The 22,626-nt window shown below is 35.9% G+C and carries 16 protein-coding genes, 1 tRNA gene and 1 pseudogene; 8 read left to right on the plus strand and 10 right to left on the minus strand.

The window, feature by feature from the left end:
• The first annotated feature begins 1 nt into the window (after position 1).
• The gene (locus AACP56_RS14135) at positions 2-1,186 is read left to right on the plus strand and encodes an AAA family ATPase (protein WP_339337506.1); all 1,185 of its coding nucleotides are present in this window, start codon (positions 2-4) and stop codon (positions 1,184-1,186) included.
• Positions 1,173-4,280 (plus strand): HsdR family type I site-specific deoxyribonuclease, encoded by a 3,108-nt coding sequence (locus AACP56_RS14140; protein WP_339337505.1) that lies wholly within the window; start codon positions 1,173-1,175, stop codon positions 4,278-4,280. The genes AACP56_RS14135 and AACP56_RS14140 overlap by 14 nt, the downstream gene beginning before the upstream one ends.
• An 89-nt stretch (positions 4,281-4,369) precedes the next feature.
• On the opposite strand, the gene AACP56_RS14145 is transcribed toward AACP56_RS14140, so the two are convergent.
• From AACP56_RS14145 to AACP56_RS14180, 8 genes are all read right to left on the minus strand, one after another.
• On the minus strand, positions 4,370-6,169 hold the full coding sequence (locus AACP56_RS14145; protein WP_339337504.1) for a hypothetical protein: 1,800 nt from the start codon (positions 6,167-6,169) through the stop codon (positions 4,370-4,372).
• Positions 6,170-6,184: 15 nt separating this feature from the next.
• A complete protein-coding gene (locus AACP56_RS14150; RefSeq protein WP_339337503.1) occupies positions 6,185-6,721 on the minus strand; it encodes a type II toxin-antitoxin system antitoxin SocA domain-containing protein in 537 nt (178 codons plus the stop codon).
• A 155-nt stretch (positions 6,722-6,876) separates the two neighbouring features.
• Entirely contained in the window at positions 6,877-7,644 is a 768-nt protein-coding gene (locus AACP56_RS14155) for a metallophosphoesterase (RefSeq protein ID WP_339337502.1), read from the minus strand.
• 234 nt (positions 7,645-7,878) lie between these two features.
• A tRNA-Asp gene (locus AACP56_RS14160) sits at positions 7,879-7,952 on the minus strand.
• A 119-nt stretch (positions 7,953-8,071) separates the two neighbouring features.
• Positions 8,072-9,001: a DUF58 domain-containing protein gene (locus tag AACP56_RS14165; RefSeq protein ID WP_339337501.1), complete on the minus strand. Its 930-nt coding sequence runs from the start codon at positions 8,999-9,001 to the stop codon at positions 8,072-8,074.
• A gap of 73 nt (positions 9,002-9,074) precedes the next feature.
• Complete coding sequence (gene trxA, locus AACP56_RS14170) at positions 9,075-9,392, minus strand: thioredoxin (protein WP_339337500.1); 318 nt, start codon at positions 9,390-9,392, stop codon at positions 9,075-9,077.
• Positions 9,393-9,493: 101 nt separating this feature from the next.
• Entirely contained in the window at positions 9,494-13,882 is a 4,389-nt protein-coding gene (gene dnaE / locus AACP56_RS14175; RefSeq protein WP_339337499.1) for a DNA polymerase III subunit alpha, read from the minus strand.
• Between the two features lie 160 nt (positions 13,883-14,042).
• Positions 14,043-14,498, minus strand: coding sequence for a ferritin-like domain-containing protein (locus AACP56_RS14180; protein WP_339337498.1), 456 nt, complete (start codon positions 14,496-14,498; stop codon positions 14,043-14,045).
• 301 nt (positions 14,499-14,799) lie between these two features.
• On the opposite strand from AACP56_RS14180, the pseudogene AACP56_RS14185 reads away from it, so the two are divergent.
• The 4 genes and pseudogenes from AACP56_RS14185 to AACP56_RS14200 form a co-directional block, all read left to right on the plus strand.
• Positions 14,800-15,342, plus strand: a pseudogene (locus tag AACP56_RS14185) (30S ribosomal protein S16); the annotation flags it as partial.
• Between the two features lie 192 nt (positions 15,343-15,534).
• The gene (gene rimM / locus AACP56_RS14190; protein ID WP_339337496.1) at positions 15,535-16,062 is read left to right on the plus strand and encodes a ribosome maturation factor RimM; all 528 of its coding nucleotides are present in this window, start codon (positions 15,535-15,537) and stop codon (positions 16,060-16,062) included.
• 3 nt (positions 16,063-16,065) lie between these two features.
• The gene (locus tag AACP56_RS14195; protein ID WP_339337495.1) at positions 16,066-16,779 is read left to right on the plus strand and encodes a tRNA1(Val) (adenine(37)-N6)-methyltransferase; all 714 of its coding nucleotides are present in this window, start codon (positions 16,066-16,068) and stop codon (positions 16,777-16,779) included.
• Positions 16,780-16,922: 143 nt separating this feature from the next.
• Complete coding sequence (locus tag AACP56_RS14200) at positions 16,923-18,101, plus strand: acyl-CoA dehydrogenase family protein (RefSeq protein WP_339337494.1); 1,179 nt, start codon at positions 16,923-16,925, stop codon at positions 18,099-18,101.
• A gap of 1 nt (position 18,102) precedes the next feature.
• Here the strand turns inward: AACP56_RS14200 and AACP56_RS14205 are convergent, their stop codons facing one another.
• Together AACP56_RS14205 and AACP56_RS14210 are read right to left on the minus strand one after the other, a co-directional pair.
• The gene (locus AACP56_RS14205; protein WP_339337493.1) at positions 18,103-20,403 is read right to left on the minus strand and encodes an FdhF/YdeP family oxidoreductase; all 2,301 of its coding nucleotides are present in this window, start codon (positions 20,401-20,403) and stop codon (positions 18,103-18,105) included.
• A gap of 10 nt (positions 20,404-20,413) precedes the next feature.
• A complete protein-coding gene (locus AACP56_RS14210; RefSeq protein ID WP_339337492.1) occupies positions 20,414-20,782 on the minus strand; it encodes a DUF7009 family protein in 369 nt (122 codons plus the stop codon).
• A 123-nt stretch (positions 20,783-20,905) separates the two neighbouring features.
• Between AACP56_RS14210 and AACP56_RS14215 the strand changes: the two genes are divergently transcribed.
• Both AACP56_RS14215 and AACP56_RS14220 read left to right on the plus strand, forming a co-directional pair.
• The gene (locus AACP56_RS14215; protein ID WP_339337491.1) at positions 20,906-22,165 is read left to right on the plus strand and encodes a Y-family DNA polymerase; all 1,260 of its coding nucleotides are present in this window, start codon (positions 20,906-20,908) and stop codon (positions 22,163-22,165) included.
• A complete protein-coding gene (locus AACP56_RS14220) occupies positions 22,162-22,611 on the plus strand; it encodes a LexA family protein (protein WP_339337490.1) in 450 nt (149 codons plus the stop codon). Before AACP56_RS14215 ends, AACP56_RS14220 begins: the two co-directional genes overlap by 4 nt.
• The last annotated feature ends 15 nt before the right edge of the window (positions 22,612-22,626 follow it).

Genomic DNA, 22,626 nt, shown 5'->3' on the forward strand with positions numbered 1-22,626 from the left:
CATGGGACAATCTTTACCAGAAATAGCGCAAACTCTAAGAGACGCAGATAAAAAAATGCAACTGATTTATGCATTTAATGGTTCTGGAAAAACACGGTTATCTCGTGAGTTTAAAGATTTAATTGCACCAAAAGACCCTGATGCCGAAGGTGAATCTGGCATCAAAGTACTTTACTACAATGCATTCACCGAAGATTTATTCTATTGGGACAACGATTTGGAATATGATAACGATAGAAAGCTAATGATTCAACCAAATAGTTATACCAAATGGATTCTTCTCGAACAAGGCCAAGAACCTAACATCACAAGCCATTTTCAACGCTATACCAACGATAAGCTAACACCTCGTTTTAATGAACAGTATACCATCAAGGATAAGGAAAATAAGGATATAGTTGTTCCTGAATATTCTGAGGTGCATTTCTCATTTGAAACGGGTGACGAATCTGGTTCAAGAGATGTGAAAATTTCAAAGGGAGAAGAGAGTTGCTTTGTATGGAGCGTTTTCTACAGTTTATTAGAGCAAACAATTAATGTTTTGAATGTAGCTGAAGTAGCTGAACGTGAAACGAATCAATTTAATGATTTGCAGTATGTTTTCATTGACGACCCTGTCAGCTCATTAGATGATACACATTTAATTGAATTAGCCGTTGACATTGCTAAGTTGATTAAATCCAGCACATCTGAATTGAAGTTCATTATCACTACACACAACCCACTATTTTACAATGTAATCTTCAATGAATTTAATAGAGTAAGTAGAACTAGAAAATGGCGTTTAGAAAAATTAATTGATAGCACTTTTGACCTTATTGATCAACCAAAAGATTCGCCATTTTCTTATCACTTATTTCTTTTAGCAGAACTTGAAAAAGCAATTGAATCGGGCGAAATTCAGAAATACCATTTTAACTTTCTCCGAAACATATTCGAGAAGGCCTCTACTTTTCTTGGCTTCAATAAATGGGAGGAGCTCCTACCAAGTGATGCCCGTGAATCATATTACAATCGCATCATCAATTTGTCGAGCCATTCAAAACACCACGGAGAAGAGGTTTCAATACTGGAAGCTAATGACAAAAGAGTTTTGGGTTTCTTGGTTAAAGAAATAATCATAAAGCTATACCGCTTTAAACCAACAATTATGGAAGTTGAAAATCAAGAGAATGTCACAGTATAAAACCATAGCGGAATCAAATAACTTCATCGTATTAAACAAATACACGAAGTATTCAGAAGTAAATGAAGCTCCCGTGAGCTATCAAACGGAATCTGCACTTGAGCGAGAGTTTATCCAAGATTTGATTAGTCAGGGATATGACAATCCTATGAACCTAAACACCCTTGAAGCCATGTTGGCCAATGTTAAAGAGCAATTACAGGCGCTTAATGACATGGAGTTTAAAGATGGAGAGTGGGCACGTTTTGTTGAGGAATATTTAGATAAACCCGGAGACAACATTTTAGACAAGACTAGAAAAATACACGATAATTTTATTTACGACTTTGTATTTGATGATGGACATATCCAAAACATCTATTTACTGGACAAAAAGAACATCGTTCGCAACAAAGTTCAGGTAATCTCACAATTCGAACAGAAAGGGGCACATTCCAATCGATATGATGTTACCATTTTAGTAAATGGCTTACCACTTGTTCAAGTAGAATTAAAAAAGCGTGGAGTTGCCATTCGTGAAGCTTTTAATCAAGTGCATCGCTACAGTAAAGAGAGCTTCAATAGTGAAAACTCATTGTTTAAGTACTTACAGGTATTTGTTATATCTAACGGTACTGATAGTCGTTATTTTGCCAACACGGTAAAACGGGATAAGAACAGCTTTGACTTTACCATGAATTGGGCTAAAGCTGATAATTCCTTGATAAAGGATTTAAAGGATTTTACCCTTACATTCTTCGAAAAGCGCACCTTATTAAATGTATTGGTCAATTATTCCGTATTTGATGTAAGTGATACGCTCCTTGTCATGAGACCGTATCAAATAGCAGCTACAGAAAGAATCTTATGGAAAATAGAAAGTTCGTATCAAGCCAAGAAATGGTCAACAAATGAAAGTGGTGGTTTCATTTGGCATACTACTGGTTCGGGTAAAACCCTTACCAGTTTTAAAGCAGCAAGACTTGCTACCCAACTTGATTTTGTTGACAAAGTATTCTTTGTGGTTGATCGCAAGGATTTGGACTTTCAAACCATGAAAGAGTATCAGCGATTCTCCCCTGATAGTGTGAACGGTTCAGATAGTACAGCAGGTTTAAAACGGAATATTGAAAAAGAGGATAACAAGATTATAGTCACTACCATTCAGAAACTGAATAATCTGATGAAGAGTGAAGGTGATCTTTCTATTTATCAAAAACAAGTTTTATTCATCTTTGATGAAGCACACCGATCACAATTTGGAGAGGCTCAAAAAAATCTTAAAAAGAAGTTTAAGAAGTACTATCAATTTGGTTTTACAGGCACGCCTATTTTTCCTGAAAATGCTTTAGGTTCAGAAACCACAGCAAGCGTCTTTGGTCGTGAATTACACTCGTACGTAATTACAGATGCAATAAGAGATGAGAAAGTTCTCAAATTCAAAGTGGACTATAATGACGTCCGCCCTCAATTCAAAGGAATTGAAACTGAGGTTGATGAGACAAAACTAAGTGCAGCAGAAAACAAAAAAGCCTTACTCCACCCTGTTCGCATCAAAGAAATATCACAATACATCTTACAGAATTTCAGGCAAAAAACACATAGAACGAGAGGAGGCAATACAGGTTTCAATGCCATGTTTACCGTTAGTAGTGTTGATGCGGCCAAATGCTACTATGACCAACTGAACAATCTCCAAAAAGACAGTGAAAAGCCTTTGAGGATAGCTACTATCTTTTCATATGCAGCCAACGAAGAACAAAGTGCCATTGGTGAAATTGTTGACGAAACCTTTGAGCCGTCTGCAATGGATCAAAGTGCAAAAGAATTCTTGACCAAAGCCATCAATGATTACAACACCATGTTCAAAACGAGTTATGGCGTTGAAAGCAAAGAATTCCAAAATTATTACCGTGACCTTGCCAAACGAGTAAAGAATAAAGAAATTGATTTGCTGATAGTAGTTGGCATGTTCTTAACTGGTTTTGATGCACCAACACTGAATACCCTGTTTGTTGACAAGAACCTGCGTTATCATGGTTTGATACAAGCCTTCTCACGTACCAATCGAATCTATGACGCTACGAAAACATTTGGTAACATAATTACCTTCCGTGATTTAGAAAAAGCTACTGTTGATGCCATTACGCTGTTCGGTGACAGCAATACCAAAAACGTAGTATTAGAAAAAAGCTACAAGGAATATTTAGAAGGCTTCACAGATATTGCAACAGGAGAAGCACGAAGAGGATATATTGAAGTAGTAAACGAGCTAAATGAAAAATTTCCGAACCCTGACGAGATAGCTACCGAAAAAGACAAAAAGGACTTTACAAAGCTATTTGGCGAATACTTACGAGTTGAAAACATACTCCAGAACTATGATGAGTTCACTAACCTAAAGGCTCTACAATCAATCGATTTAAACGACCAAAAATCTGTTGAAGAATTCAAAGAAACGCACTTTGTAACAGATGAAGACATAGCAGCAATGCAAAAGATTGAATTGCCTGCTGACCGTACAATTCAAGATTATCGTTCAACTTATAATGATATTCGTGATTGGTTAAGAAGAGAGAGAAGCGGAAACGAAGCAGAGGAATCAAATATTGATTGGGATGATGTGGTATTCGAAATAGACCTATTAAAATCACAAGAAATAAATTTAGACTATATTCTTGAATTGATATTTGATAGTAATAAGAAAACTAAAGACAAATCAGAATTAGTAGAAGAAATAAGACGTGTAATTCGTGCCAGTATCGGCAATAGAGCAAAGGAAAGTTTAGTAGTAGATTTCATCAAAGAAACAGATTTAGATGATATAAAAGAAAAGGCCAATATTATAGACGCTTTTTTTGGTTATGCTCAAGAAAAACAAAAAGTAGAAGCATCGGTTTTAATTGAAAATGAAAACCTTAACCAAGATGCAGCTAAGCGTTATATATTATCATCATTAAAACGTGAATATGCTAGTGAAAACGGTACAGAATTAAATTCAATTCTACCTAAAATGAGTCCTTTAAACCCTCAATACTTAACTAAAAAACAAAGCGTTTTTCAGAAGATTTCGTCTTTTGTAGAGAAGTTTAAAGGTGTGGGTGGTCAAATATGAGTTGATTATAGAAAGACAAGAATTGTAGCGAATTTTATTACGAGTATTTCTTCACCTTAATTTCACTTTCGATATTAACTAAAATTGTTTTAAGAAGGTTTGGTAACCAAATAGAATTGCAATATTCCTACAATAATCACAATAATTAAGCTAAATAACGCTATCCAATTTTTTGCTAATACCTGACTACCTCTTTTCATTAAAAGTAAAACAAGAACCATTGTTGAAAGCGAAGCACCAAGAACAGCATAAAAATAGATTGCTTTATCAAAAGAATCAATAAACTGAAAACCGGGAATAGATGCTATAACAAAAGTAACGATGGCAGTAAATATTCCTATAATTTCAAGTGACCTAAAATCATTGTTTTTTAGTTCCTCTTTTAAATCTGTTATTTCTTGCAATTCAGCACCAATTGCCTTTATCGAATTGGTTAGTAGGTTTAGCTTATCAAATTGAAGCTCTAATTCTGTAAATTCCTTTTGATTGGTATACTGGGGGATTGGCAAAACGAATGTTGAGGCATAATATATACCTTTAAATTCAGGATAAGTGACAGGAACAATTGAATCTTTAAAAGGAAGCTGAAAAATTAAACTATGATGATTATATGCCCATTGCATTCTTTCCTTACAACGTTTAATAACAGGCTCCAGTTTTTTTAATTGTTTTGATTCTTGGGTAAGGTTTTTAAATATTTCACGCTCGTCAATAGCAATTTGAATTTTTCTTAACTCGTGATCTATAAATTTCTTATCCGCAAAAAAATTATCAATACTAAACTTCTTCTGTAGTTGTTCTATTTCAACCTTTAAAATACTTAATTTTTTTTCATTTAATTCTGGTATTGAAATCTCCAGAGAATATAGATTATTAAGCACATAAATAATTGCCTTTCTATAAATTTGCTTATCAACCTTTTCATTAATGCCTTTCTCTTTTTGTAAAAGAACGTCAGCTATACCTCTTAGTTCTATAGGATTTTTTTGTACATCCTTATAAAATTTTACTAAAGTGTGTATTTCCTTTAAATTAAGTTTTGATAAATCTTTTGCTTTTAATTGTTGGGAATGTTTCGTTATTTTTTGCTTCCACTGATTGAATAATTCATAGTGGCTATCCGCATATTTAGCCCATTCAGTTAAAATTTCGTTTTGACTATGAAACTCTTCGTCATCAAAATGTTCTTTAACTTCTCCATCAGAAATATATCCTTTACTTCTAATAGAATCATCTAGCATTGAATAAACAAATTGCCTTACAATCCATTTGTGCTTAAGGAAATTCACTTTTTCAATTACTGATGTTTTTATTTTACTCGGGGTTGAAGATTTTTTTAGCAAAGTTAAAATTCTGGAAAGCCTTTGAATAATAGAATCTTCATCATTAAAGTAATGGTCGATTACCTGAACCTCTAAGTAGAGAAGAAAGAGCTTAACTTTATTTCCCAACTCTGATTCTAGATTATTTTTACTTCTAAAATCAATTGCTGAGCTATAACTAATTTCGTGAAAAGGATATGTAGTTAAAAGGGAAAGGTGTGCAGCAAAATTTTTATAATATGAAATCAACCTCCTTAAAAAATCTACAAGTTTACGTTTTATCTGACTTTCAAGGAATTCTTGAATGTGTTCATCCTCTCCTATTTCATCAAATTTTTCGTTAATGAACTTTTCAAGATTGTCTAGCGATTTCTTCGTTTTTTTACTACCAGCTTTCACATATTCACCAGACAATAGTGAATCACAAAATAAATCAAATGAAGTATCTATTGCTTTATCGATTAAATCTGGGTAGTCCTCATTAAGCTGCTTAGCGGACATACCAACTAGCCAATTTTCAGGAAACTCAGATTCTAATTTGCGTTGTATTTTTTTTAAGCTTTTCAAGCACTATTTGATTTGCTAAAGCATGAAGATTTTTTCTTCTTCCTTTATTTCAGAAACAGGAATATGGATGCTATTTAAGCCTTGTTTTTTTGCTAGATTATAATAGTATTGCCAAGAGTACCATGAGTGGCTTAAATCAACTAGTTCAAATGAACTAGCCAAAATGATATTGGGGTTAGAAGTTTTTAAGGATTCGATAGCCTTATCAATATCTATTTTCAATTTTGGAGATGGCAATTCTATATTTGAGTTTGGGGTAATAGTACTATTTCGATTATTTACAGTAATATTTGTGAAATTGTTATTTCTGATTGAACTGTAGATATCACTTTCTACATGGCCATAAGGCATAGCATAGTATTTGTCGAATACAGTATCAAGTAAAGTATCCTCTGAATTCGCTTTTGTATTAACTGCAGATGCGAAAAAAAGAAGTTTAAGTACTTTCAAAGTACTTAAATCATTAGTTTCGGTCCCTGCTTTTTCAGAATGCCAATCAACTAATAATTTTATAAAATATTCGAAGTAAGGAATTTTTTCGTCTTGATTCATAGTTGTGTCACAAAGATATATTAAGTATATGATATATGATAATGCTTTTTATGAATTTTGTAAAAAACATTGAATCAAATAGTTAAGTTTGTAATGCATAAGGATTATTTGTAATTTTTTGGAAAAATCAATTGCCAAAAAAATAAAGTTCTATCTCATAATTCAATTTCAATAAAACAATCTCTTGAAAAATCTAAATGTTCATTTATATCAACATACCCCAATTGATTGCACAACATAGTTGTACCTCCTAACTCCATACCGCAGCCAATGTTTCTATGTACGTGGCCATAAATCCAGTAATCAATGTTTGATGTTGTTATGTAATCGGTTTTATCAACAACAAAGGCATCGTTGAGTAAACTGCCTTTGAATTCTGGGGAATTACACAATGGCGTTGGCAAATGATGGGTAACCACGATCGTTTTACCGACATGATTTTCGAGGTTTTGATTGAAAAAATCAAAAGCCTCCTCATGAAGCTGATTGAAATCATCGACGCTCAGCCGTCTATCCCCCATTCGGATATGATAGAAGTCATTTACCCCACTAGATACCGAGTTTCTATTTTCAGCATGTATATGACTCCAAAAGGTAGAAAATAGCAGCCTGAGATCATTTATTTTTACAGATTGATTATTTAGAAAGAACACGTTACGCTGTAATTCCCATTTAAAAGGTTTTTTATGCGACAACAGGTCATATCCGCCATAGTATTCATGGTTGCCGGCTATTACATAGGTTTGTTGGTAATAGTCAGATGCCCACTTAAAAAAATCAAGATTTTCAAAATCATTCCCCAGATAGTGAGTATCTCCGGCAACAATAAGAATCTCTCCTGAAGGTATTAAAGGGTTATTCGATAGCCATCTTTTGTTTTTGGCAAATTCTAAGTGCAGATCGGAGCAGTATTGTATTCTCACTTTATTTCAATTTAGAAAAAGAAAAGTAAGAAGATAAATTGATTTTATTTCATTTTACAATTAATGCTATTATCAATTGTAGGGTAGTGTAAAATGCTGCAAAGAAGTAAAAAAGGGGTAAAAATGCAGCACGAACGCAGCACGCTGATTAACAATTATTTAACTTTAACATTTTTATAACACTGAAAGTCAGATAATTAAAATAAAAAAAGCCTCTAAAAATAGAGGCTTTTGCGGTCTGGACGGGACTCGAACCCGCGACCCCCTGCGTGACAGGCAGGTATTCTAACCAACTGAACTACCAGACCAATGATTTTATCTTTACGACTCCTGCGACAGCAGAATTCAAATCCTGTTCAAATTGCCTCTCTCAAAGCGAGGGCAAATATACACTCACTTTTTCTTTTGAACAAACAAAATTTTCAAATCAATAGAATTTTTGTCGTTCGGTCATAAACGTATTCAGAACTTTAGAAAAGTCTGAGCGAACATCTACTCCGACATACTTGATTTTATATTGCGAACATTTCAGTTTTAAATCGTTTAAATAATGTTTCACTTTTTTTGAATAGGCTTGTTTAACGTTCTCTGAATAAACATCTATATGCTTCCCGGTTTCAACGTCAACAAAGCGTTTTGGGGAATTGTCGAAATCAAAATCTAGCTCGTGTTCACTATCTAAAAGATGGAACAAGACCACTTCATGTTTGTTATATTTTAAATGTCGGAGTGCTTCAAACAATCGTTCTTCCTCTACTTCGGTTTGGAACATATCTGAAAACAGAAAAATTAAGCTTCTTCGATGCAGTTTTTCAGCGATTTGATGTAAGTAATGGTAAGTTTTACTTTCTTTTGTGGGATTTGTGTCTGCTGTGACTGAGTTTAACTTATCCAATAACATTTGAAAATGGCGCTCACTACTTTTCTCATTTACGTAAAAATTATAGTTATCCGAATAAATACTTAGTCCAACAGCATCGCGTTGCTTTTTTAGAATATTCATCAAAGCAGCAATTGCCATAACTCCAAAACCTATCTTGTTCAAGTTGCCAAGAGATAAGTTTTTGACTTGAGGATAATACATGGATGCAGAATTATCCAATATCATATGGCACCGCAAGTTGGTTTCCTCTTCGTAACGCTTTGTATACAACTTATCTGTTCTGGCGAAAAGTTTCCAATCTATGTGTTTGGTACTCTCACCAGTATTGTAGATTTTATGTTCGGCAAATTCTGCAGAAAAACCATGAAATGGACTTTTATGGATACCACTGATAAAACCTTCTACAACTTGTTTAGCTAACAGCTCTAAGTTGTTAAAAAGTTTTGCTTTGTGAAGTTCTGATTTAATGTCCATTAATAATCCCAAGATAAAATAAAAAGGTCTGACAATTGCCAGACCTTTTCTAAAATGTAACGATTACTAGTGATTACAATAAAGCATCAATAGCGTCAGTATATACTTTTTTAGGTGATACCCCTACTTGACGACTTACAATTTCACCGTCTTTAAACACCAATACGGTTGGAATATTACGAACTCCATATTTAGCAGCAAATTGCTGATTGGCATCCACATCCACTTTGCCAACTACGGCTTTACCGTCATATTCGGTACTAACTTCATCAATGATTGGGCCTACCATGCGGCATGGACCACACCAAGCTGCCCAAAAATCTACTACTACTGGTTTATCGCTTTTTAAAACAACTTCATCAAAAGTTGCGTCTGTTATTTCTAGTGCCATGTTTTCTTTATTTACTGTTATGCAAAGTTAGTCAAATATACCCCTGTTTCCTTACGGGTTAAGCATTCGTTTTGATTATTGATATATCAGTAAAATTTATACTAATTTAACTTGTAATGGACTTCTTGCTCTTCAAGATTATGTAATAATTCGCTGGTAATATGGACTTTTTGTTTTCTGCTGGACAAGTTTAGTTTTATTTCTTCTTCCATTTCATAGACTACAAAATTTAATGAATGACTTCCTTTATGGGAACGAAGCATATCTTTTAATGCCATAATTCGTTTTTCTTGTAATGCTGAAACATTGAGTTTTATGGTCAACTTCTTGGCATAAGCATCCATTACATCTTGCAGTTGCTTAAAATCATTGTACTGTAATCTTGGGTCTCCCTTTTTGCCAGTTTCCCTATTTGTCCAGCCTTCACGAATAAAAACCTTTATGTAAGCAAAGGAATTAATCATTAGAAAATGCCTGAACTTTAAATATTCTTCTCCAAAGATTCTGAACTCATGGGTGTCCGTATAATCTTCCAAAGTAAAAGCTGCCCAACCTTTTCCATTTTTAGAAACCCGATGTTGCACATCAGTAATCACTCCTGCAAAAGAAAGTTCACGATTTACATAACCATTTAAATCATCTTTAAAAACAGAAACACTGGTATTACAGAAAGCCTTTATTTCTTTTTTAAAATCATCTAAAGGATGGCCGGACAAATAGATTCCGACAACTTCCTTTTCACGTCTTAACTTTTCCATAGTGCCCCAATCTTCACACGGTGGAACAACAGGTTCTGGTATTTGTACTTCACTTGCATCTCCAAATAGGCTTACTTGAGAAGAATTCTCGTTTTCTTGAAACTTAGCACCATATTTAATTACTTTTTCTAAGAAAGAAACTCCTTCACCTTCATCGTGAAAGTATTGTGCTCTTAGGGTATCTCCAAAAGAATCGAAACCACCGGCGACAGCAAGATTTTCAAATGCCTTTTTATTGGCAGCACGCAAGTCTATACGTTTGGCCATATCAAAAACTGATTTGAAAGGTCCATTTTCCTTTCGTTCTGCTACAATGGATTGTACCGCGGAACGGCCAACCCCTTTTATGGCACCCATACCAAAACGTACAGCGTAATCTTTGTTTACAGCAAATTTGTAGAAAGATTCGTTCACATCTGGGCCCAATACATCTAATCCCATCCGTTTACACTCTTCCATAAAGAAGGTCACTTGCTTGATGTCGTTCATGTTATTGGATAACACGGCAGCCATATATTCAGCAGGATAGTGGGCTTTTAAATATGCAGTTTGATAAGCGATGTAGGCATAGCAGGTAGAGTGACTTTTGTTAAATGCATAGGAGGCAAACGCTTCCCAATCTTTCCAGATTTTCTCCAAAACTTCCCTTGGATGCCCATTCTTTTCACCGCCATCTAAAAACTGTGGTTTTAATTTTTGAAGTAGAGCGAATATTTTTTTCCCCATGGCTTTTCTGAGCACATCTGCATCACCTTTGGAGAACCCAGCAATTTTTTGTGATAACCGCATCACTTGCTCTTGGTAGACAGTAATTCCATAGGTATCCTTTAGATACTCTTCCATTTCTGGAAGATCATAGGTGATTTCTTCATCCCCATGCTTACGAGCGATAAAGCTTGGAATATATTCCATTGGTCCGGGACGATAGAGCGCATTCATGGCAATCAGGTCATCAAAAACCGAAGGCTTAAGATTTTTCATATGCTTTTGCATCCCAAGGGATTCATATTGAAATATACCAACTGTATCCCCACGCTGAAATAACTCATAGGTTTTTTCATCGTCTAGTGGGAATTCATCTGGGATTAACTCTTCTCCTGTTCTTGCCTTAACAATTTTAACGGTGTCCTTGATTAGCGTTAAGGTTTTTAAACCTAGGAAATCCATCTTCAATAGTCCAGCATTTTCAACAACGGAGTTGTCAAATTGCGTCACATATAAATCAGAGTCTTTAGCGGTGGCTACTGGAACAAAATTTGTAATGTCATCCGGGGTGATAATCACACCACAGGCATGTATTCCAGTGTTTCTTAGTGAGCCTTCTAAAACACGAGCCATGTTTACGGTCCTTCCTTCTAAATCATCTCCTTCAGAAATATTGAGCAACTGATGTACTTTGTCCAAATCATCTGAGCGGAACATCTTTTTAAGTGCCGACTCATCCTTTCCAAAGATTTTACCCAACTTAGACATAGTGGGAATTAATTTGGCGATACGGTCAGCATCATTCAATGGCAAATCCAATACACGTGCAGTGTCTCTAATAGAAGATTTTGCTGCCATGGTACCGTAGGTAATAATTTGTGCTACTTGGTTTGCACCATATTTATTAATAACATAATCCATCACGCGACCACGTCCTTCATCATCAAAATCGATATCAATATCAGGCATAGAAACCCTGTCAGGATTTAGAAATCGCTCAAAAAGTAAATCGTATTTAAGAGGGTCAATATTGGTAATTTTTAAACAATAGGCAACTACAGAACCCGCGGCTGAACCACGACCTGGACCAACAGAAACATCCATGTTCCTTGCTTCGCGGATAAAGTCCTCAACAATTAGAAAATAACCAGGATACCCCGAATTTTCAATGGTTTTCAGCTCAAAATCAATGCGCTCTCGAATCTCATCGGTGATGTCACCATAACGTTCTTCGGCACCTTTGTAGGTAATATGCTTCAAATAAGTATTCTCACCTCGTTTTCCACCATCGGTTTCATCTTTGGAAACCTTAAATTTTTCTGGAATATCGAATTTAGGTAGCAATACATCTCTGGCTAAATCATATGGTTCTACCTTGGAAACAATTTCCTGCAGATTAAAAATCGCTTCAGGAATATCTTGGAACAAAGCCTTCATTTCTTCAGAAGACTTAAAGTAATATTCTTGATTGGGCAAGCCATATCGATATCCGCGACCACGACCTATTGGTGTAGTCTGCTTTTCACCATCTTTTACACACAATAGAATATCGTGCGCTTCGGCGTCTTCTTTGTTGCCGTAATAGGTATTGTTGCTGGCAACAAGTTTTACCTGATGTTTTTTGGCAAATTCTAGGAGTACTTTGTTGACTCGATTTTCATCTTCTTGATTATGGCGCATGATTTCTAGATAGAAATCGTCACCAAATTCTTGCTTCCACCATAAAAGAGCTTCTTCGGCCTGTTTTTCACCAACGTTCAAGATTTTTCCTGGAACTTCTCCATAAAGATTCCCAGAAAGCACTATAACATCTTCTTTGTATTGTTGAATTACTTTTTTATCAATTCTTGGAACGTAATAGAATCCATCTGTATAAGCAATAGAAGACATTTTTGCCAGATTATGATAGCCATTTTTGTTTTTGGCCAAAAGCACAATTTGGTAACCGTAGTCTTTTACATTTTTATTAGTATGATCATCGCAAACAAAAAATTCGCAGCCAATAATTGGCGTTATTTCTTGCTCATTTGGTTGTTCACCATTCTCTATTAAATCACCATTTTTTTCTTTAACGGATTTATTATGTGCTTTTATTTCTTTTACAAAATGAAATGCCCCCATCATGTTCGCATGGTCGGTCAAAGCAACTGCCGGCATTTTTGCATCTGCAGTTTGTTTTACCAATTCTTTCATGGACATGGTGGACTGCAATACCGAAAACTGCGAGTGATTGTGTAGATGCACAAAATCTACATTGGCAAGGTCTTTTATATTCTCATCTAGCTCTTGTTCAGAAATTTCACCCGTGTCCTTTTCCCAAAGTGCATCTGCAATTTTTTTGGAGGCTTTTTTTAGATTGATGTGCTTTAAGCCAATCAGTTCAATCTCTTGCGGGTTTGCCTCAGAAAAATTCTCAAAATAATCTGGCTGAACGTCAAGCTGTTCTTTGGTATATTGTTTTCTTCGAATAAGCTCTAAAAAACAACGCGTGGTAGCTTCAACATCTGCAGTGGCATTGTGCGCTTCTGCAAATGGTTCTTTAAAGAGGTATTCATGAAGTTCAGTAAGCGTGGGAAGTTTAAATTTTCCACCTCGCCCTCCAGGTATTTTACATAGATCAGCAGTATGTTCTGTACACGTGTCTAAAACTGGTAGCTCTTGCAAAGGATTGGCAACACCTTCCCTATGGAATTCCGCTCCCATAATGTTAACATCAAAGCCCACATTTTGACCTACTACAAATTTTGCTTTGGAAAGTGCTTCGTTAAATCGTTCTAAAACTTCATTTAAGGGTATTCCTTCTTGTTCAGCAAGTGCTGAAGAAATGCCGTGAATTTGCTCAGCTTCAAAAGGAATATTAAAACCTTTAGGTTGTACCAAATAATCTTGACTCTCCACTAGATTACCCATAGTATCATGTAATTGCCATGCAATCTGGACACAACGAGGCCAGTTATCCGTATCTGTTATTGGTGCATCCCAACGTTTGGGAAGGCCTGTGGTTTCAGTGTCAAAGATTAAGTACATATATCAAATTCTGTCAGTTCGAGCTCACCCGAAAACTAATTAAAAAGTAGTGAATAAAAATACCTAAAAAGCCTATTTTGAAAAAACAGAGTTGTGCTAAGTTATTAACCAAAAAAGCGGAGCCATGGCTCCGCTTTCTACATCAATCAAAAACGATATTTTATGATACTGCGTTTTCGTATAGATTTGCAGTATCTAAAGTTTCACGTATTGCGTTTCGCTGTGTCATCAACAAGCTTTCTGTTGTTGGTGGCAACACAAAATCCTTATCGTGCAAGATGTCGTTATAAGTTTCGATAGCTTCTTTTTCCCCACGATTAACTTCTTCTAGCATTGCTTCCTCATTGTTATTAGAGAAGAACAATTTGAAATCTATCCATTTTCTATGTATAGTTCCTTTGGTACTTCCGCCTTTATCAGGTGATTGCCCAAATAATTTGATTTCTTTTTTCAATTGGTGTCCAAAGTCATAGCGTTGTGCAGCCCTATTTTCAAAGAACTCCTTAATTACTGGGTTATTTACTTTTTCAGCTGCTTGCTTAAAGCCTTTCTCAGCATCATAAGTTTTTTCTAATAATTCGTTTAATTTGTTTGACATTTCTACTGTAAACTTCATTTATTCATCTTCATTTTAAATTCAAATGTTATTGTCTCTCAATAACTTATACTACTTAATATACAGTAATATCTCGGAAAGTCAAGTATACAAAGGGGTTTAGCATGGTTTTAACGGAATAAGGGCTTAATGTTAAAGCTATTTAACTTTCTCGCCTTGTAATAGTTGTAGTTTTTAAAATAAGCCTTATTTTTGCACCCGCTTTTGTTACGAATGATTTCGTTTCTTGCGAAAGAGAGATTCCCACGTTCGTGGGAATGTATTAATAATCAGGGTCGGGCACCCTACAAATTAATGTGATATGCCAGTAAAAATTAGATTGCAACGCCACGGTAAAAAAGGAAAACCATTCTATTGGATCGTTGCCGCAGATTCCCGCGCAAAAAGAGACGGTAAATTTTTAGAAAAGTTAGGTATATATAATCCTAACACCAATCCAGCTACAATTGATTTAAATGTTGATGGGTCTGTACAATGGTTAAGCAATGGAGCACAACCAACAGACACGGCTAGGGCAATTTTGTCATACAAAGGTGTAATGATGAAACACCACTTGTTAGGTGGTGTGCGCAAAGGAGCCTTGACCGAAGAGCAAGCGGAGAAAAAATTCAATACTTGGTTAGCCGAAAAAGAAAAAGCTATTGCTGCTAAAGTTGATGGTTTGGATAAAGCACAAGCTGATGCAAAAGCAAAAGCACTAGAGGCTGAAAAAGAATTTAGTGATAAAAGAGCTGCTGCTGCATTGCCAGAAGTGGAAGAAGCTGCGGAAGATGTGATTGAAGAAAGCGCACCAGTGGTAGAAGAAGTTGCAGCTGAAGCTACAGAAGTAGTTGAAGAAGCAAAAGAAAAGGTAGAAGGGGTTACTGAGAAAGTGGAAGAGACAGCTTCCAAAACTGCCGACGCAGTTGCTGAAAAAGTAGAAGAAGTTAAAGAAGCAGTAACTGAAACTTCTGACGAAGTTGCTGAGGAAGTAAAGGAGGCTACAAAATCAGAAGCTAGCGAAGAAGAAACTTCAAAAGAGTAATTGTTGTAGACGATGCAAAAGGAAGATTGTTTCTACCTAGGCAAAGTCGTTTCAAAATATAGTTTTAAAGGCGAGGTATTAGTGAAAATTGATACTGATGAGCCTGAGACTTACGAAAACATGGAATCAGTTTTTGTTTCATTGGGAAACAATCTGGTTCCATTTTTTATTGATAGATGCCGTCTTCACAAATCAACTTTGCTTCGAATTGATTTTGAAGAAGTGAAAGACGAAGCTGCTGCGGACAGAATTTTAGGAGCAGAGCTTTACCTTCCATTAGCCATGCTTCCACCCCTTAGGGGCAACAAATTCTACTTTCATGAAGTAATAGGTTTTACACTGCAAGATAAAGTATACGGAAATATCGGTATTATAGCATCCATTAACGACTCTGCTTCGCAGGTTCTTTTTGAAGCTAAAAAGGGAGACAAAGAATTACTGATTCCAGTTACTGATGATATTATCACCAAAGTGGATAGAGATTCTAAAACAATCCATGTTAACTGTCCTGAAGGGTTGGTGGATTTATACTTAAGCTGATAAATGTCCAAACCCTTTGAATTCAAAGAATTTACAGTTAATCAGGACCGATGTGCCATGAAAATAGGTACAGACGGGGTCTTACTAGGCGCGTGGACAGCTTTAGAAAATAACCCAAACTCCATTTTAGATATTGGTACTGGAACGGGAATAATAGCTTTACAAATGGCACAGCGTTCCAATGCTGAAACAATAGATGCCATTGAATTGGAGGAGGGCGCTTATGAGCAATGCGTGCAGAATTTTGAGGAATCCCAATGGGCAGACCGCCTTTTTTGCTATCATGCCAGCTTAAAAGAATTTGCAGAGGAAATGGACGAAACCTATGATTTAATAGTTTCAAATCCACCCTTCTATATGGAAGATGTTTCTAGCGGTGATAAATCGCGAGATAAAGCAAGACAGAATTTGTCCCTTCCCTTTGGAGAACTTATAGAAGGGATTAAAAAGTTACTTTCCAGCGAAGGTGAATTTGCAGTCATAATTCCTTTTAAAGAGGAGGAAAATTTTCTTAAACAGGCAATGGCGTTCGGTTTGTATGCTAACCGAATTACATATGTAAAAGGAAATCCAGATTCAGAAATTAAAAGAAGCTTATTGCAGTTTTCATTTAAAGAAACTACTATCCAAAAGGAGGAACTGGTTATCGAAATAGATAGGCATCAATATACAAAAGCGTATAAAGAATTAACAGCTCCCTTCTATTTGAAAATGTAACAATCGCGATACGTAATGTTACATATCCTTATTACCTTTGAATATCGCAGTAATCATTCTCACGAAGGTGAGAATCTATTATTTTATTAAATGATTAAAGAGATTCCCGCTTTTGCGAGAATCACAAAAAATAAATTCTATTTATGAAGCCTGATCTATTTGAAGCTCCTGACTATTATAATCTGGATGATTTACTTTCTGAAGAACACAAATTGGTTCGTGATGCCGCTCGGCAATGGGTGAAACGTGATATTTCGCCAATCATTGAAGAGTATGCTCAAAAAGCAGAATTTCCAAAGCAGATTATAGGTGGTTTGGCCGAAATTGGTGCTTTTGGTCCCTATATTCCTGAGGAATATGGCGGTGCTGGTTTAGACCAAATTAGTTATGGTCTCATTATGCAAGAAATAGAACGTGGGGATAGTGGAGTAAGATCTACCGCTTCAGTACAATCTTCGTTGGTCATGTACCCCATTTTTGCCTACGGAACGGAAGAACAACGAAAAAAATACCTGCCCAAATTGGCCACAGGAGAATGGATGGGTTGTTTTGGTCTAACTGAACCTAATCATGGGTCAAACCCAGGTGGGATGGAAACTAAATACAAAGATATGGGTGACCATTATTTGTTAAATGGGGCCAAACTTTGGATTTCAAATTCACCTTTTGCAGATGTGGCTGTTGTTTGGGCTAAAAATGAAGAAGGAAGAATACAAGGGCTTATTGTAGAACGCGGTATGGAAGGTTTTTCTACTCCTGAAACCCATAATAAATGGTCTTTACGTGCTTCAGCTACTGGAGAACTAATTTTTGACAATGTAAAAGTTCCAAAAGAAAATTTGTTGCCAAATAAATCAGGTTTGAGTGCACCTTTAGGTTGTTTGGACTCTGCACGCTATGGAATTGCATGGGGAGCAATTGGTGCTGCCATGGATTGTTATGATACTGCACTTAGGTATGCTAAAGAGCGTATTCAGTTTGGAAAACCAATAGCTGCATTTCAGTTACAGCAAAAAAAGTTGGCTGAGATGATTACAGAAATTACAAAAGCACAATTGCTGGCTTTTCGCTTGGGACAAATAAAGAATGAGGGTCGTGCTACCACAGCTCAAATTTCTATGGCTAAACGGAATAATGTAGATATGGCCATTAAGATTGCTCGCGAAGCCAGACAAATGCTTGGTGGTATGGGTATTACTGGTGAGTATAGCATTATGCGCCATATGATGAATTTGGAGAGTGTGATTACTTACGAAGGCACTCACGATATTCACTTGCTAATTACAGGAGCTGACATTACGGGGCATCCTGCTTTTAAGTAAACTATTTAACTTTTTCTATTCGTACAACAATGGATTTGCTAATAGGGGTTTTGCTTCTATCTGCAAAATGATTGTAAGGCACTAACACATTTGTCTCGGGAAAATAGGCACCTAAATTCCCTTGGGGAATATTATAAGGGATAATTAGGAAATTACGAGCCACTCTGAGTATGTTGTCATAATTACTGGTGATATTCACCACATCCAACTTTTTTAAATGGAGCTTATTCATATCCTCTTTATTTATAAATAATACTCTTCGTTCATTGTAGACTCCTCTATATCTGTCATCTAATCCATAAATAGTGGTATTAAATTGGTCATGGGAACGAATGGTCATCAACATGAATTCATCTTCTTTTAAATTATGCTGAGGTAGATTATTTATGGTCAATTGTGCCTTGCCGTTGGGTAATTTGCTAAAGTCCAATTCTCGAACATTATTTGGCAAATAATATCCAACTCCTTTGGAACGTTCCTCTGTTCTATCAAAACCCTTAATTACCTTATCAATATATTCCCGAATTAAAGCATAGTCGTCACCTAAGGTTTTCCAATCCATAGGATGTTTGCCTTTAAAATAAGTATGTGCAAGTGTGGCAATGATTTCCGGTTCACTCATTAGATTATCCGAAGCTGGCTTTAAAATGCCTTTAGATTGGGTGACCCTGCCCATACTATTCTCAACAGTAAATTTACGTTGCACGTCATTTTTCATATCCTTTTCCGATCGGCCAATTGTTGGGAGAATCAAGGCTGTTTTTCCCGTAACTAAATGTGTTCTGTTGAGTTTTGTACTTATCTGTACGGTAAGGGCACAATTCTGAAGTGCTTTTGCAGTATACTCCGTATCAGATGCAGCCATTAAAAAGTTTCCACCTAAACACATAAAAACTTTGACTTTTCCTTCGTGCATTGCTTTCATGGCACCAACGGTATCTACGCCTTCTTCGCTTGGGGGTGTAAAACTAAGGTGTTCCTTTATTCGTTTGTTTAAATTTTTATCTACAAAATGCTGAATTCCTACGGAACGGTCTCCTTGTACATTGCTGTGTCCACGCACGGGACAAGTGCCTGCATTAGGTTTCCCTATTGCACCTTTTAAAAGCAGTAGATTAATATATTCTCGAATGTTCTCTACACCGTTTTTATGTTGCGTAAGACCCATTGCCCAACAAACGATTATTTTAGATTTCTTGGCTAATAGGTCAACTGTTTCATTAATTTTTTCTTCAAAAACACCACATAGAGTTAAAAGCTCATCTTCATCATATTTTTTTAAATCGAGTAGAAGTGTATCATATCCATCTACGTATTTATTGATAAATTCATGGTCAAAGACTTCGTTAGATTCGGTATCTAGCTTTGCCAATCGTTTCAAGATTAATTTTACTAAGGCGATATCTTGATTAATATTTACCTGAAGATGAATGTCTGCGATATCTTCACCTCCACCAACTAGTCCCTTAATGTGCTGTGGGTTTCTAAAGTTGACTAAACCAGTTTCCTCCAGTGGATTTATACTGATGACCTTTCCACCATTTTTTTTGCATTTTTCCAAAGCGGAAAGCATTCTGGGATGATTAGTGCCCGGATTTTGCCCAGCAACTATTACGACTTCAGCTTCATATAAATCTTCTAATTTTATGGAGCCTTTTCCAATTCCCAAGGTCTCTCCAAGTGCTACTCCACTGCTTTCATGACACATGTTGGAGCAATCTGGCATATTGTTGGTTCCCAAGGCGCGCGCGAACATTCCATACAAAAAAGCAGCTTCATTGCTAGAACGGCCAGAAGTATAAAAAATAGCTTCGTCAGGAGCATCTAGTTTCCTTAATTCAGTAGCGATAAGTTTAAATGCTTCTTGCCAAGAAATGGGTTGGTAATGGATACTGCCAGGTTTAAGAACCAATGGCTCTATAAGCCTACCAAACTTATTTAGTTCAAAGTCTGTAAGTAGTGAAAGTTCTTCAACAGAATGTTTTCGAAAGAAGGTTGCATTTGCTTTTGTAGAGGTTGCTTCATCGGCTAAAGCTTTAGCGCCATTTTCACAATACTCTGCAACTTTTGAGGGTTTTTCTGGATCTGGCCAAGCACAACTGGGGCAGTCAAAGCCATCTTTTTGGTTCATTTCCAACAAAGCTTTCATGGAACGGACAATGCCCATTTCTTTAAAACCATGTCGTAAAGCTTCTTTAACTCCTAACAATCCAGCAGCGTGCGCTACAGGTTTATCCAATCTGATATTTAACAGTTCTTCTGACCCACGGACGGATACATTTCTTTTGAAGTCTTGGGACATGTTTAAGCTTTTAAGTTAGCGTTTTTGGGTTAGGATAATTATCAGACTGATCTTCAATGGTGTTGTCTAAACATGTAAAATCTTTTTCCAACAGCAGGTAGAGTTTGTCGCCAGAAGAAAGCTCTTGGACATTCTCAAAACCAATAATAGTACTGGTGTACCAACCTTCAATTTTGGCTCTTGGAATGTGTAAAGTTATTTTTCCCTCGGAGAATGTTGCATTCATTTTTTCGTGATAGGTAGTGATTTGAATGGCATATTTAAAAGCGTTGGATTCAAATAGCACTTTTTCTTCAATAAATCCAATTTCTGTAAGGGTTTTAACCTCAGATTGTGTGAGTCGAAAACGAATGGAGTTACCTTTGATACGAATCTTCATTTAAAATCTTTTGAGGATATTAAAGCTACGTTTTTAATTGTATTTATTGTCTATAGATATTAAAAAGTAAAATGAAGTTTAATAGCACTATAACATCTTAAACAATTCAAGTATTTTTAATACATGTTTGCCTTAGTCGATTGTAATAATTTTTATGCTTCTTGTGAGCGGGCCTTTCAACCGCAGTACAACAATGTGCCTGTCGCTATCCTTTCGAACAATGATGGGTGTTTTATATCTAGGAGTGACGAGGCAAAAAAACTGGGACTCCCTATGGCAGCACCTGCCTTCAAATATTGGCAATTTTGTAAAGAGCATAAGATTAAAATCTTTTCTTCAAATTATCCTTTATATGGGGATATGAGTACTAGGGTAATGAATATCTTGGGAGAGTTTACCCCAGATATGGAAGTTTACAGTATAGACGAAGCTTTTTTAAAGTTTGAAGGTTTTGAGAACTGTGATTTTGATTCCTATGGAAGAAAAATTCAGTATAAAGTCCAAAAATGTACAGGAATTCCAATTAGCATAGGTATTGCACCAACTAAAGCTTTGGCTAAAGTTGCCAATAAAATTTCTAAAAAATTAAGAGACAAAACCAGTGGGGTTTTTGTAATAGACTCAGAGCAAGGAAGGGTCAAAGCCTTAAAATGGACAAAAATTGAAAGTGTCTGGGGTATAGGTCATGGAAATTTAAAGAGACTACAGACCAAAAATGTAAAAACAGCTTTTGATTTTACCCAACTTTCAGATGAATGGGTAAAAAAGCAGTTAGCAATAACGGGCTTAAAACTTAAAAAAGATTTAGAGGGAATCCCTACGCTTGATTTGGATGACGACACTCGTGATAAAAAAGCCATCGCTACCACGCGTAGCTTTGAACGCACATTTTCAGATATTGAAAATATTAGAGAACGTATTTCAACTTTTGCCAGTAGCTGTGCTGAAAAGCTAAGAACTCAAAATAGCAGCTGCAACATTATAGTGGTCTTTTTAAGAAGCGATAGGCATAAAAAAGACAGTCCGCAAGATAGAAGTAGTGCTTTGGTAACGCTTCCTTTTCCAACAGATTCCTCACTTACGATTTCAAATCATGCGGTAAAAGCCATAAACTCTATTTATAAACCAGGCATAAAATATAAAAGGGCAGGAGTGGTGGTGAGTGGATTGGTTCCCACAAACGCACATCAATTAGATATGTTTGAAAGCGAGAACCCCAAGCATAGTTCCCTTATGAAAACGCTGGATGAGGTCAATGCCAAGTTAGGGGATTATAAAATTAAAATTGGCAATCAAGATTTAGAACGTACTTGGAAGATGCGTCAAGAGCATTTATCGCCCAAATACACAACCAATATCAATGATATTATAAGAGTGAGATGAAACCTAAAAAGAAAATAGATAGTAATAAGCTGCGATTTTTTGGTTTAGACCGTGCTGGGTCGTCTTCAATTACAATTTCTAACAATAGTATTTCAGCTGGGTTTCCTTCACCAGCAGATGATTTTAAAGAAACGCGCATAAGCCTTGATAAAACATTGGTTAAGAATGAAGAAGCTACTTTTTATGCTCGAGTTAGCGGAAAGTCTATGATTAATGCAGGACTAGATGATGGAGATTTATTGGTCATAGATAGAAGTCTTGAGCCAGAAAATGGTAAAATAGTAGTTTGTTTTATTGATGGGGATTTTACGGTAAAACGATTGAAAAAAGAAAAGGATAAACTTTTCCTTATGCCAGAAAATGAATCTTACCAGCCAATTGAAATTACGGAAGCTAATGATTTATTGGTTTGGGGCGTAGTCACTTATGTTATAAAAGCTTTATAGATAGTGCATAAGTAT

Origin of the sequence: Croceitalea sp. MTPC6 (assembly GCF_036985525.1) — a bacterium.
Lineage (GTDB): Bacteria > Bacteroidota > Bacteroidia > Flavobacteriales > Flavobacteriaceae > Croceitalea.